General features: G+C 41.1%; 9 protein-coding genes. 6 read left to right on the top strand and 3 right to left on the bottom strand.

What is annotated here, in order from left to right; genetic code table 11:
• The first annotated feature begins 28 nt into the window (after positions 1-28).
• Together T7867_RS08700 and T7867_RS08695 are read left to right on the top strand one after the other, a co-directional pair.
• Positions 29-4792: a tandem-95 repeat protein gene (locus T7867_RS08700; protein WP_068218226.1), complete on the top strand. Its 4764-nt coding sequence runs from the start codon at positions 29-31 to the stop codon at positions 4790-4792.
• Between the two features lie 7 nt (positions 4793-4799).
• Positions 4800-5267, top strand: coding sequence for a hypothetical protein (locus tag T7867_RS08695; protein ID WP_068218223.1), 468 nt, complete (start codon positions 4800-4802; stop codon positions 5265-5267).
• A 355-nt stretch (positions 5268-5622) separates the two neighbouring features.
• On the opposite strand, the gene sucD is transcribed toward T7867_RS08695, so the two are convergent.
• Both sucD and T7867_RS08685 read right to left on the bottom strand, forming a co-directional pair.
• Positions 5623-6498 (bottom strand): succinate--CoA ligase subunit alpha, encoded by an 876-nt coding sequence (gene sucD, locus T7867_RS08690; protein ID WP_068218220.1) that lies wholly within the window; start codon positions 6496-6498, stop codon positions 5623-5625.
• Between the two features lie 329 nt (positions 6499-6827).
• On the bottom strand, positions 6828-7790 hold the full coding sequence (locus T7867_RS08685; protein WP_068218217.1) for an endonuclease/exonuclease/phosphatase family protein: 963 nt from the start codon (positions 7788-7790) through the stop codon (positions 6828-6830).
• Positions 7791-7876: 86 nt separating this feature from the next.
• On the opposite strand from T7867_RS08685, the gene T7867_RS08680 reads away from it, so the two are divergent.
• From T7867_RS08680 to T7867_RS08670, 3 genes are all read left to right on the top strand, one after another.
• Positions 7877-9325 (top strand): SLC13 family permease, encoded by a 1449-nt coding sequence (locus T7867_RS08680; RefSeq protein ID WP_068218214.1) that lies wholly within the window; start codon positions 7877-7879, stop codon positions 9323-9325.
• Between the two features lies 1 nt (position 9326).
• Positions 9327-10055, top strand: coding sequence for a nitroreductase family protein (locus T7867_RS08675; protein WP_068218211.1), 729 nt, complete (start codon positions 9327-9329; stop codon positions 10053-10055).
• An 89-nt stretch (positions 10056-10144) separates the two neighbouring features.
• On the top strand, positions 10145-11041 hold the full coding sequence (locus tag T7867_RS08670) for a carboxypeptidase-like regulatory domain-containing protein (protein WP_068218208.1): 897 nt from the start codon (positions 10145-10147) through the stop codon (positions 11039-11041).
• Between the two features lie 120 nt (positions 11042-11161).
• Here T7867_RS08670 and T7867_RS08665 read toward each other — a convergent pair whose 3' ends face one another.
• Entirely contained in the window at positions 11162-12817 is a 1656-nt protein-coding gene (locus T7867_RS08665) for a M28 family metallopeptidase (protein WP_068218205.1), read from the bottom strand.
• 83 nt (positions 12818-12900) lie between these two features.
• Here T7867_RS08665 and T7867_RS08660 point away from each other — a divergent pair, with 83 nt between their 5' ends.
• Positions 12901-13596, top strand: a complete 696-nt coding sequence (locus T7867_RS08660; protein WP_157717548.1) for a hypothetical protein — start codon at positions 12901-12903, stop codon at positions 13594-13596.
• Positions 13597-13603: the final 7 nt, after the last annotated feature.

The following is a 13603-nucleotide window of genomic DNA, read 5'->3' as shown; positions in this document are numbered from 1 at the left end:
AGTCAGAAACCTGGCAACCACATTGTTAATGCTAGTTCTTGCAATAAATGTTCAAGGACAAGATGAAAACAATGATGAGGCGCTAAACAAGCGCTTATCCACCAGCAGTGGTGGTTGGGTGTCGGGGGGTATTTATACCAGCCACATTGCTGTGGGCCAAAACGGTGTAAGTACTTTGCTCACCGCTACTGACGGGCAAACTGAATACAAAGGAAACTTTGGATTCATTATTCCACTAATAGAACAAGTGGAGCCCAATCAGGCACCAATAGCCGTAACAGCTGCTAAGTCTGTCCTATATAAGTTAGGAGAAACTTTAAAGCTAAATGGTTTCGATCCAGACGGAGATGAAATAGACTACGTGATTACTCAGGCTCCGGCCAACGGAGAACTTGCAGTTTCAGGTACCAATAAAGGAAGGTTCACTTTCAACCCTAACAGTGACCTGACCCCTGCCACAGGATACGAAGATGTAATCAAGTTTAAGGTAGTGGAAGTTAATGGTGAGAAGCTAGAGTCTGAAGAGGCCACGCTCACATTTAAGTTCAACGTAGTAGATGAACCGCATGAGATCAGCAGCTTGTCTGTGAGTAATGCAACTGAAACTTCAAAGTCGTTAGACTTAGAAATATCAGATACTAGGTTCAATTCAGTTTACTCAGTTAAACTAAGCTACTTGGATTTATCTACTCCAACAGCACCTAAGACTATCTCTATTGTGAATGACGCATTCAACTTGGAGAGTTTCACTAAAGGTGATAATAGCTTGGCAACCAATATTGGAGTTACTCAAGCAGAGCACCCATACTTATTCAGTGCTGAACAAGTAGTTATTATTGCTGAAGTAACCACTCCGAAAACGGGCTACAATGATGATCAAGTATTTGTACTGGAGAATAGTACCGAAAGTGGTACTGGTGGAGCAATTAGAAATTTAGATGCTGACTCCGACTTATTTGCCGATACTAGAGATGAGGAAGCTTTTGTGAATAGCACATCTACAGATGGATTATTCTTCAGCTTTGCTAATGAGAAGCAAACGCCAGAAAACACTCCTGTAGCCGTTAATCTCTATGCACTTGAGCTAGGAGGTTTCGATTTGACTACAGCTACTGTGGAAATCACATCTTCTCCAGAAAGCGGAACGCTCTCAGAGCCAGTTTTAGTGAAAACGTCTGGAAACTTGATTCAATGGACAGCCTTTTACACTCCAATTGGAGACGTAGGCTACAGCGACTCATTCGAATTTAGTGTAACCAGTGCGTCTAGAGAAACCACCGTTAACGCCACAGCTTCTATTGAAGTAATTGATGTGAACGATGCTCCTACTCTTTCTGCCATTAACAACCAGTTAATCAACGAAGATGAGATTGGCACTGTACAACTGAGTTATGCCGATGTAGACAATGAAGTAAATATTACAGCAACTTCATCTGAACCATCTAAAGTAGCGGTAACCGTGGCAAATGGAGAGTTAACTCTCACACCTATAGCAGATTATACTGGTAAGGTTAGTATTTCTGTGCTATTGGAAGAATTAGATACTGAGGAAGCTTATTCGCTTTTCGAAACCTTCGAAGTAACTGTTTCTCCTGTAAACGACTCGCCAATTATGGCTGCCATAGACGATCAGAATGTAGATGAAGACAATGTGTTTACTTATACACTTTCGGCTACAGATGTAGATGCCGCTGTTCCATTATTCACCTACAAGGCCACTCCAGACGTTCAAGGGGCTGCCATTGTAGATATTAATGGCAACATCATGACGGTAACTCCTACTGCCAACTATAATGGCGTTATCAACTTTAGCATTACTGCCGATGATAGGCTAGGTACCGCCACCTCAGTTTCTGCAGTGGAGTCATTTGCGCTTACAGTAAATGCAGTAAATGATGCTCCCGTTTCTACAGCTACAATCCCTACTCAATCTATGCTAGATGAACTTCCTGCATACATAATTGATATGGGTAACTATTTTGACGATGTAGAAACAGCTGATGAAGACCTCATTATAACGCATAATGGAGCAGGTTCGCTCTTCACTCTTGCTGTAGCAGGGAAAAACGTTACCGTAACCCCTATTTCAGGTCAGTCAGGTTCTGAAGATGTAACCTTTACGGTGAGTGACGGAGAACTTTCCGTAACGCAAACTGTAACCTTTAGTGTCGAAACAGAAAGTGCGGATATCACAACTACAGGCATTCAAAATGTATCGGTCGATGAAGATTTCACAACCTACACGATAGATCTTTCTGGAGTGTTTACAGATAACAACGACCCTAATGCCGTGTTTAACTACACTGTTGGTGGTTTAAGTCAGTTATCTGGCACAATCAATGGTACTAACCTTGAGATTAACACCAGTAGTGATTTCAATGGAAGTGAGAGCGTATTCCTGATTGCTTCTGCCAACGGAAAATCATCGTTCACATCTTTCGACATTAATGTAAATCCTGTAAACGATGCTCCTACTTTAGGAACAACGAGCGGCCAAAGCATTCAGGAAGATGGACAACTAGCCGGAGTGTTTATGACTTTCGCAGACATAGATACAGAGGCCACAAACCTTGTTTTCACAGCCACTTCTTCCGATGAAAGCGTGATTACCACCGATGCTATCGCTATTAGTGAAAGCGCATCCGGCATCACCTTATCGGCCAATACAGTAGCGAATGCTTCAGGATCTACCACAATAACAGTCAATGTTTTCGATGGAGAGTTTACTGCAACACAAACTTTTGATGTAACTGTGCTTTCAGTAAATGATGCACCAACGGTAAGCGCAACAACTATTGCCGATGCAACTGAAGATGCTGCTTACACTCAAAGTTTAGCTGGCCTTTTTGCCGATGTAGATGGAGATAACCTTAGCTATATGCTAGAAGGAAACCCAGACTGGGTTTCAGTAGATAATGGAAGCCTGGTTGGAACACCTACTAACGATGACGTAGGTTCTACTGACTTCTACATTACAGCAGACGATGGTTCTGGCGGAACAGTAAGACAGCAGTATTCTATCAGTGTTGCCAACACAAACGATGCTCCAATTGTGGCTTCTGCCGCAGCAGACATTACGGCTACTGAAGATGTATTGCTAAGTTCACTAATTGCTTCTTCTGTATTTATAGACGTAGATGGTGATGCACTTACCTTATCTGCTACTTTCACTGGAGCCGATTGGTTAACATTTGATGCTACCAACAACAGGTTTACAGGTACTCCTGCTAATGATGATGTTGGCACCGTGAACATTACAATTACTGCTACTGACTCAGAAGGAGCATCAGTATCGGATGATATTGTACTTACAATTCAAAACGTCAATGATCAACCAACAGATTTAGCTATCTCGACCTTAACAGTCGCTGAAAATAGTGCTACTGGAACAGTAGTTGGCTCTCTAAGCTCAACAGATGTTGATGCTGGCGATAGCTTCACCTATACTCTCGTTCCTGGTAGTGGTTCAGACAATAACGATCTATTCAGCATAGCTAATGGCGAGTTAGTGACAAATGGCGATATAGATTTTGAATCTACCACAAACCTGAGCGTTAGACTTAGAACTACAGATGTAGCTGGAGCTACATTCGAAAAATCATTCAGCATAACGGTCAATAATGTAAATGAAGCACCTACAGCACTAGCTTCTAGCAGCTTATCGCTTGATGAGAATGCAGGAGCCGATGCCGAAATTGGAACGCTAAGTACTACAGACCCAGATAATGGAGATTCATTTACTTATAGTTTGGTAGCTGGTACTGGCGACTCGGACAATGCGAGCTTCAGCATAAACAGTGGAAAACTCTTAGCTAAAATTAGCCTCAACTTTGAGTCTAAATCTTCTTACTCAGTGAGAGTTAAAACAGAAGATGCTGGAGGTTTATCTTATGAAGAAGCACTCACCATTACATTGAATGATGTAAATGAAGCCCCAACAGCTATAGCTATCGATGCCTCCTATATAGATGAAAATGTAACCGTTGGTTCCGTTGTTGGAGCACTGTCTACAACAGATGAAGACAATGGAGATACGTTTACTTATAGCCTTGCTGCAGGCACCAATGATAACGATGCGTTCGATATTGATGGCGCCAATTTAGTTACTGCTGCAGCAGTAGACTTTGAAACCAAGGCAAGCTATACGGTAGTGGTTACATCTACAGATGCCGGTGGTGCAAGCTTCGACAAGTCCATCACCATAACGGTAAACAATGAGGCCGAGCCTAGCATTGCCAATATTGGTGGCTTGGTGTTCGATGTAACCGATATTGCTGAAACTACTTCTCAGAACTTCACTATAGAGAATACTGGTGATACTGACATAGAAGTAGCCAGCATTACTTTACCTGATGGCTACTCAGCAGATAAATCGGCCTTTACTGTAGAGGTAGGAGCCTCAACGCAAGTAGAAGTAACCTTTGCTCCATCTGAAGCCAAAACTTACGCTGGCGAAATGGTAATTCAATCAAATGCGGGAGAAACCAGAGTAAATATTACTGGTGAAGGTACTATAGTAACAGCTATTGATGATGATGTTATTGATGCTGATGAAGTAAGCCTTTACCCTAACCCTGCTCAGCACATGGTTACCATAGACCTGTCTCAAATACCTCAGGTTCAGCCGAACTTGGCCATAGTAGACATGAATGGCACAGCCGTTTGGAATAAGCAAAAGGTACAAGAAAGCAAGGTAGAAGTGAACGTAAGCTCATACCCTGCTGGCACCTACCTGATCCGAATAAGCTCAGAAAAAGGTAGCGCTGTTAAAAAGTTGATCATTGTTAAATAACTCAGAAATGAAAAGTAACAGAAGTAGAAACACGTTTAACAGTGTACTGAAAATATCGATTGGAATCCTCATAGTATTCGTCATCGCCTCCTGTGGAGGTGGTGGCGATGATTCTCCAACTCCACCTGAAGAAACTCCTCAGGAAATAGCTCAAGCTTTACTAGAGGCTAACTGGACAATAGCCAGTGGTGGCTCTATAACTCTTGATGGAAGTGATGTATCAAGTAGATACGATGGGTTCTCAATGGATATTGACAATGGTAGTTTTACTACAACCAATGCCGGAAACCTATTCCCTGCCACAGGTACTTGGTCTTGGGTAGGAACAAGCGACAATCAGGTTACTACTGGCAATGGTAAATCCATTACCATTACCACTCTAACTAGTTCAAGGATAGTTTTCAGCTTTCTGAAGACCGATCAGAACGTTGCAGCGGGTATTCCAGGTAATTATGTAGTCACTTTAACACAATAATAATTCTTCAACCAAAATGTTGGTGAGACTCAAAATTTTCGAAAAATACCAAGTTTACGGTATTGAGATAGGTGGCGCAGAATATGACCTTTATATCGTCAGTAAAGATTCATATAGTAGTCTGATTTAGTTGAGTCTCTTGGAAACGGGAACCGCAGAAGGTGGTTCCCGTTTTACCTTAACCCCCTGAAACCATGACGGAAAAAGCTATAAATACCCTTTCTAAAATTGCCAGCAAAGCCTCCGACTCTTTCGAAGTGTTAGTGCTTATCGCGGTAATTATCTTTATCCTTTTTCGTTAGGCATAAAAAAAGGGACTTAAAAAGCCCCTTTCATATCTATTAAGATCTAAATCTTATCCTTTTAACACGTTAGCCATTGTCTCTCCAATATCTGCAGGAGATTTCACTACGTGAATACCACAATCGGCCATAATCTTCATTTTAGCTTCAGCTGTATCTTCAGCTCCGCCAATAATTGCACCAGCATGTCCCATTCTTCTACCTGGAGGTGCTGTTTGGCCAGCAATAAATCCTACAACTGGCTTCTTATTACCAGTCTCTTTAATGTAGTTAGCTGCCATGGCTTCATAGTTTCCACCAATCTCACCAATCATAACAATGGCATCGGTTTCATCATCTTCCATCAATAACTGAACAGCATCTTTAGTAGGAGTACCAATGATTGGGTCACCACCAATACCAATAGCAGTAGAAATTCCTAAACCAGCTTTTGCCAATTGGTCAGCAGCTTCATAAGTTAAAGTACCTGATTTAGATACTAATCCTACTCTACCCTTCTTGAATACGAAACCAGGCATAATACCTACTTTAGCCTCACCAGGAGTAATTACACCCGGACAGTTAGGACCAATTAAAGTAACATCTTTAGACTTGATGTACTCTTTGGCAGTTACCATATCCTTAACCGGAATTCCTTCAGTAATAGCAATGATCACTTTAATTCCTGCATCAGCTGCCTCCATAATGGCATCAGCCGCAAATGCTGGTGGAACAAAAATGATAGACACATTAGCGCCAGCTTGCTGAACAGCTTCTTCAACTGTGTTAAACACTGGCCTGTCTAGGTGAGACTGTCCTCCTTTACCTGGAGTAACACCACCAACTACATTGGTACCATATTCTATCATTTGACTGGCATGGAAGCTACCTTCAGAACCGGTAAATCCTTGCACAATCACCTTTGAATCTTTATTCACTAAAACGCTCATTGCAACGGGTTTAATTTTCAGGCAAAAATAGAATATAAAATGGGTTGACCAAAGGGAATGTTAAGTTACAGAAGTGTTCCTTCCCTTCATTTTACCGTTTAGCCATTGATTAAAATGTTTAACAGATTTTAACCGAATATTTTCAACTTAATTGAAACCATTTGACCGTAATAAACGTCTTATAATCAGAAGTTAATTTTGAAAAGTTTAGATAAGTCAGTAAAACACAGAATTAAATTCTTAGAGAAGACGTTTAAAACATAGTTAGTTAGTTTTTAGTATTTTAAGGTTGAAGATGAGAAAAGCCCCCACTCCGGGGCTTTTTTCTATTACTGCACTTTTATTCTTGTGAACATGGGTAAATGGTCGCTCAATTTCATCATTTCTTCTTTTGAAAGAAGGTCACTAAAAACCGTAGTACTCCCCTTCTCTACATCTTCCATCATGTTCTTGTTAAAAATTATGTGATCGATTCTCCACCTCGGATTGTCCGATGGATGAGAAAACACACCACTATTGGCTAAAGGGTCTATAAACTGATGACCTTTTTTTCCAACCAATAATGTTTGAAATTCTTCACTATCTGGAGTACAGTTGAAATCACCTACCATCATTAAGTTCACCTTCTTGTCTTCTTTTACCATTCTGGCCCATTGGTTTTTTAACAAGTTTATTTGACCTAAACGCATTTTCTCATTTCTTTCACCTCTGCCTGCCTTTAGGTGAACTCCAGTGAGCGTAAACTCATATTCTTGATTAGGAAGGATATCTATAGACCACATTCTAGAGTTAAGATTTACCTGCGACTCAGGTTTTCCGTTTTCATCTAGGTAATTGACCACAGGGGTATATAGTGCTCCATAACTATAAACAGTACCAAGAGGCACCTTACTCATTATTACCACATTCATATACCACGAGTAGCTTTCTGCTGCAGCAAAAAACTCATACCCCATTTCGCTCAAATAACTATCCGCAATCTGTTTTAGGTAAGCAATACTCTCAAACTCCTGTAGCACAACTACATCTGCATTTGCAGCTTTTAAGGCCTTTACCAACAAAGCCTCCTTACCCTCCATACTCTCTTTGGGATTATCTTCTCTAGAGTTATTGATGTATGGATTATCATACATGTCTACAAAGTGCTCCACATTCCAACTCAGAACACTTAACACCTCCGGATTATATTGGAAACCTGTTGGTGCAGTAACACCAGCTCTCTTTAATGATTGACCATTGACACCACCTATAAATAAGGTAGATACAAGCAGGCCTATTAATATTGCTCTCATCTCTTTATATTTTCAGATTCAAAAGAACCTCAAAAGCAAGAATAATCACCCTTTTAGACATTAAGTAACCATTAAGAACCACAACATTGAAACAACCTAAATTTTACGGAGCTAAGCTATTTGGCCTGATCTTCGGACCTTTACTTTTTGTTCTATTCCAATTTTTACAGCCAGAGGGTGTTCTTAACGAAACTGCCTGGAAAGTAATTGGTGCAGCCCTATGGATGATAGTCTGGTGGATTACGGAGGCTGCCCCTATTCCGGTTACTGCTCTTTTACCAATTGTACTTTTTCCTATAACTGGGGTCTTTACTGTAGATGAGGCCACCTCTCCCTATGCCAATAAAATCATCTTTCTCTTTATGGGTGGCTTTATGTTGGGCCTAGGTATGGAAAGGCATAACCTGCACAAGAGAATCGCACTAACTCTAATCAAAAAAACAGGGACTAACCCCAACGGAATTATACTTGGGTTTATGCTCACCACAGCTTTCATTTCCATGTGGATCAGCAATACAGCCACTGCGGTAATGATGCTACCTATCGGTCTTTCCATTACTCAGCTGCTGAATATCGATGAAAATGCAGGGAAAGGAAAACGGAGATTTGCCTTAAGCCTAATGTTGGCCATAGCTTACGGAGCCAATATTGGAGGAACGGCCACTATAATTGGCACCCCACCTAACGTAGCTTGGGTTGGTTTTATGAACGATATGTTGGGCTATGAAGTCACTTTCGCAAAATACCTCACCATCGGTCTGCCCATCTGCTTTATCATGCTTTTCATTACTTATCTGATTATTACCAGGGTGATGTATCCGAGTGGACTGAAAAGTTTGTCAGAATCGGCTCAAGTCATCGATGATCAATTGAAGGCCTTAGGAAAAATGAGTAAGCCGGAAAAATACGTTGCGGCCATTTTTGTAATTACTGCCTCTGCTTGGATTTTAAGAGGCTCTATAAACAACTGGCTCAATGCAGATTTACTAAACGATTCCGTAATAGCCATTGCTGGAGGTATTCTAATGTTTATCACCCCTGTAAACCTGAAGCAGAATCTATTTCTGATGGAATGGGAATACACCAAGAAGCTGCCTTGGGGAATTCTCTTACTCTTCGGTGGAGGGCTCACCTTGGCTAAAGCCATGGAGAAATCGGCTATAGTTGAATTTGTTGGTCAAAGTATAGCAGGTGGAGGAGAACTGAATCTGATTCTTTTAACTGCAGGACTAACCGCTTTCATGCTATTTATGACTGAAATAATGAGCAATGTAGCGTTGACTGTCATCTTTGTTCCCGTAGTCATTAGCATCTCTCAATCATTAGGTATCAACGCCATGTACTTGACTATTCCGGTAACACTTGCCGCTAGTTATGCTTTTATGATGCCTATTTCAACGCCACCTAATGCCATCGTATTTTCTAGTGGAATGATCCGCATGAAAGACATGATTAGAGCAGGTGTAGTGCTGAACATTATTGCAATAATTCTCCTTGTCATACTAAGTCAAACCTTGGTTCCCCTGATATACTAATATGAAAGAAACTGCAAAAATATTCGACCAAATAGTCCAAGAAAGAAGGTCGGTAAGAGTCTATGATATTGAAGCTGAGTTCGACCATGAAGCAGTACAGCGAAGTATTGAACGCGCCATTCTTGCCCCAAACAGCAGCAATATGCAGCTGTGGGAATTCTACCGAATAAAATCTGAAGAGGCCAAGAAGCAAGTCGCCTGGATGTGCATGAATCAGAAAGCGGCCAAAACTGCCAAAGAACTAGTAGTAATTGTAGGGCGAAGAGACTTATGGAAGAAAAGGCAGAGAGCACTGGTTCAGGAAATGAAAAGGGTTTATCCCGATCCCTACTCTAAACAAGCCAAAAGAGCCATGAACTATTACGAAAACCTTATTCCAAAATATTATTGGAGTGATTGGTTTGGCCTTTGGGGCATGATCAAAAAATGCATCTACTTTTTTGCTGGGCTTAAGCGCCCCATGATCAGACATGGCAACAATGCCGACCTGAGAATTTCCGTCCACAAAAGTGCTGCTTTAGCCGCCCAAAACTTCATGATGAGCATGAAAGCCGAAGGTTACGACACTTGCCCAATGGAAGGAATGGACTCACTCAGAATCAAGCGATTTCTAAAACTCCCACGCAAAGCCGAAGTAGTAATGGTCATAGGCTGTGGGCCTGGTGCAGAAGGCGGCATCTACTCCGACCGTTTTAGAGTACCGAATAGTGAGGTTATTTTAGAGGTTTAATATTGGGATTACCATTCATTTTAGAACTCTTACCTTATGCGAAACAATGAGCATCACAATTCGTCTAACATGAAAACACAGTTAGAAAAATGCGAAATACACTCCTCTTTGTATTACTCTTTCTTAGTACTTACACTCTTTTTGCTCAGAACACCATTATCAAAATTCAGGTTTTGGATGATGAAAACAAGTCTCCCATTCCATACGCTACAGTCGTAGAATACAACTCCAAAACCAACGGAACAATAACCGATGAGGAGGGATTCTTTGAATTAAAAATCAAAATATTAGAAGAAAGCCAGATATATATAAGCTCCGTAGGCTACAAAGACACTATCATTTCGGCAGCTATAGCCCTAGACTTGGAACGTATACTGCTCAAGCCCGACATCAATAACTTAGGATCATTCATTATTAAGGCCACAGCAACTGAAACTACAGAATTAGGAAACTCTAAAGCTATTATCAATGAAAAGAATAATTATCAGGCCAGCTTAGGCTTCTACTGGGGAGTCTACTTTAACACTAAGAAAAAAGAAATTGGAGGTATTTTAGATAAAGTGAATATCTACATCAATAAAATGGGTTTTCCTGAGACTCCACTGTTAATGCGAGTATTTGAATTTACTGGTGAATTCGAATTTTTCAGAAGCCAACCCAAGTACCTATTTAAAGAACTAACTAGGGAGCCAATAATTATGAGAAACAATAATTTTGGCTGGAATGAACTTGATGTTTCACACCTAAACATAACAGTCCCCTCCAGTGGTCTATATGTTCTATTTACTCCTGTCGGGACTGACGAAGAATATCAGTATGAAACAATTTCAGGGTTAAAATTCGGATCCACAATCGGTATATACTCAGATAACAAGGACTCCAAAAGAATTTTCCCGGTTTTACAGGATCGAGATAGAATATCGGTTATGAAAAAATCAAGAGCCCCAACTCCAGCTGTCTCGATAATCATATCCAACACCAATTGATATAAAGAGTCATCTTTTATTGGGAATTAAACCAGTCTGTCTATAAACAGACTGGTGCAGCATAACGACTAATTTATTCCTCCCCTTGGTTCAAGGGTAGGTGGTCGAAGACCGGAGGGGTTACTTCTTCTTCATACTCATATCTGAATCACGCTTGGCCTTAAACTCAGAACCTTCATTCCACTGTGGCCAATAGGTTTCATTGGCCAATCTATAGCCAACATTAAAAAGCAGTTTGGCATCCTGAGCAATTCCATTTAAACCCCACTCTTCAGGCTCATAATTATCTTGAGGTTGGTGGTATTTTACTGCTAAATATTCCTGTGTTTTCTCATCGATAAACTCCACTCCTTTTTCCTTAGACTCATAAGAACCAGAGGCATATAATGCCGGAATACCCACTTTAGCAAAATTGAAATGGTCAGATCTAAAGAAGTAGCCTTTTCCTAGATCAGGATCTGGAATTACATATCTGCCTTGTTGCTCCGCAGCAACTGTGGCATAATTATCTAGCTCTGACTGGCCATAACCTGTAATGGTCAAGTCCTTCATTTCTCCATAAGCTGGCAAGCCATCTATGTTGATATTCGCAACCGATTGGTTAGGCGGGAAAATCGGGTTTTGAGCATAGTAGGCAGAACCTAACAAGCCTTGCTCCTCAGCGGTAACAAAAAGAAATACTACTGATCTTTCCGGCTTCTTCTCCAGCTTTGCAAAAGTCTCTGCTATCGCCAATAGCCCCGTAGAACCAGAAGCATTATCATGAGCTCCATTGTAAATTGAGTCACCATCTATTGGCTCTCCAACACCAAGGTGATCCCAGTGAGCAGAATAAATAATGTATTCATCAGGTCGTGTAGAGCCCTTCACCATGCCAACTACGTTTCTTGACATCTCGCGCTTTACTTCGTTGGTTACGCTAACCGAAGCAGTTAAGCCCATAGGTATAGGTTTGAAATCTTTGGTTTTAGCAATCTCAGAATAATCTTTAATTCCAGCTTCTTTGAAGAGTTCTACCGCAGTACTTCTGGTAATCCAACCCTGAATGGGACATTTATAGCCAGCATTCGGATCGTCTAGATTTAGCTTGGAGCCTGTCCATGAGCTTTGAACCACCAACCAAGGGTAGCCAGCCGGAACAGTTTCGTGAACAATCAAAACTCCAGCCGCACCTTGTCTGGCAGCCTCCTCATACTTGTAAGTCCAACGACCGTAGTAAGTCATCTCTTCTCCTTTGAAGAAGGTAGAGTCACCAGAGACAAAACCAGGGTCATTCACCAAAACCACAACCGTTTTTCCCTCTACATTAAGCCCTTCATAGTCATTCCAACCATATTCAGGAGCGACAATTCCATAACCAGCATACACCAGTTCGGAATCCTTGATCTGGGTCATCTCCTCTGGTCTTTCAGTATATACCACCACATCAGAAAGCGTGTTGAAAGTCATAGTTTTACCTTTACCCTTCACCACCATGGTGGGCGACTGAGTTCCAGTGATTTCGACCAAAGGCACATCTTGAAAGTAGGAATCGCCATTACCCGGAGCCACTCCCATGGCTTTCAATTCGGACTCTAAATAGTGAATGGTTTTCTCCTCCCCTTCGGTGAAAGGCTTTCTACCCATAAAATCATCGGAAGCCAGTACCTGCAAATGTCTGTCAATAGATAGTGTGTCTATCTGAACATCTAACTCGGTGGTTTCTGAAGAAGAACCTATACAAGAGTAAATCGTGGCTAGAAGAGCCAGGAACAATATATTTTTGAATAGTCTCATAAATCTGGATTGTGGTCTGAAGTTATGGAAAATTAGTTCTCAAATAAATTGATCTTATTTAACTAAATAATTAGTTTTCATTCATGAAGACTCCAATCTTAATCCTCGCACTATTCTTATCCATCAATATGTTCGCTCAAAATGGTCCCCTCGGTCTTTGGGCAGTAAACGAAGTAATGGTGGGCGACAGGAATGTAACTCCAACTGCCAAATGGTTTCTCTTTCAAAAAGATGGCTCTTTAACCTCAGGCAATGGCAATATCGAGAACTTTTCGAGCTTCTATCAATATGACGCAACAAAGAAAGAACTGACTCAGAGTAATGGAAGTGAACCTGATCCGTATGGCTCCTTCAAAACCGAATTAACCAAATCACATATGACTTGGGAACGCCTGGAAGACGGTATGAAAGTAATCGTTCAACTCACCAAAGTGGATAAAAAGCCAAAAGCTCCTTGGGATTTACTTCAGGGCGGGTGGACAGAAGTCGGGTTTGAAAAGACAAATCTAGAAACAGGTGTAGGTGTAATAGCTGATGTGGAGAGTACCAAATATTTCTTTATGTGGGACAGGGCCTACAGAAGAACCAATGAATTCGGGAAAATCATGGAAACTGGAATCTGGCACATTGGAGGCCACTCCAACGAAATCTGGACCATCACAAACTCTGACAACACCAAAACCATCTGGGAACTGACATTTGATGGCGAGACAATGATCTGGTCTCAACAAAGAGGAAATGAATTGATAAAGGTGTACTTTGAGAGGGATAATGATTAACTTGAAG

The organism is Roseivirga spongicola (assembly GCF_034376045.1).
GTDB classification, from domain to species: domain Bacteria; phylum Bacteroidota; class Bacteroidia; order Cytophagales; family Cyclobacteriaceae; genus Roseivirga; species Roseivirga spongicola.
The sequence above is the reverse complement of the archived record's forward strand: the minus strand, read 5'-3'. Positions and strand labels throughout refer to the sequence as shown.

Bases quoted from the DNA above. Each gene is read 5' to 3' on its own strand.
- T7867_RS08700 (WP_068218226.1), top strand. From the start codon at position 29: ATGCTAGTTCTTGCAATAAATGTTCAAGGACAAGATGAAAACAATGAT.
- T7867_RS08695 (WP_068218223.1), top strand. From the start codon at position 4,800: ATGAAAAGTAACAGAAGTAGAAACACGTTTAACAGTGTACTGAAAATA.
- sucD (WP_068218220.1), bottom strand. From the start codon at position 6,498: ATGAGCGTTTTAGTGAATAAAGATTCAAAGGTGATTGTGCAAGGATTT.
- T7867_RS08685 (WP_068218217.1), bottom strand. From the start codon at position 7,790: ATGAGAGCAATATTAATAGGCCTGCTTGTATCTACCTTATTTATAGGT.
- T7867_RS08675 (WP_068218211.1), top strand. From the start codon at position 9,327: ATGAAAGAAACTGCAAAAATATTCGACCAAATAGTCCAAGAAAGAAGG.
- T7867_RS08670 (WP_068218208.1), top strand. From the start codon at position 10,145: ATGCGAAATACACTCCTCTTTGTATTACTCTTTCTTAGTACTTACACT.
- T7867_RS08665 (WP_068218205.1), bottom strand. From the start codon at position 12,817: ATGAGACTATTCAAAAATATATTGTTCCTGGCTCTTCTAGCCACGATT.
- T7867_RS08660 (WP_157717548.1), top strand. From the start codon at position 12,901: ATGAAGACTCCAATCTTAATCCTCGCACTATTCTTATCCATCAATATG.